The sequence below is a fragment of the Lysinibacillus sp. GbtcB16 genome (assembly GCF_019091145.1).
GTDB classification, from domain to species: domain Bacteria; phylum Bacillota; class Bacilli; order Bacillales_A; family Planococcaceae; genus Lysinibacillus; species Lysinibacillus fusiformis.
Map to the genome: position 1 here is coordinate 1 of NZ_JAGXJV010000852.1, position 237 is coordinate 237.

1 protein-coding gene is annotated in these 237 nt (G+C 60.8%); it reads right to left on the reverse strand.

Annotated elements, in window-relative coordinates; all coding sequences use genetic code 11:
• Positions 1-237, reverse strand: a 237-nt coding sequence (locus KVT27_RS26085) for an MBL fold metallo-hydrolase (RefSeq protein WP_217582322.1), incomplete at both ends; no start/stop codon positions are given.

Sequence of the window (237 nt, forward strand, 5' to 3'; positions counted from 1 at the left end):
ATTCCTGCTTCACCGTAACGAAAGCATCGCCTGCGATCAAGGAGCGGTCCTTCTCCCGGAACAGCGAGATGTGCCCGGGGGTATGCCCCGGCGTATGCACCCACTGCCATTCAGGCAAGCCGGGAATGGTGCTGTCTGCCGGCAGCGCCTTCACGCGGCTTTCGATGTTGATGCCGTGATTCGGGAACAACGGGGAGAGCTCGGTGATCAGACCGCCGTTCACGGTTGAGTCTCCTT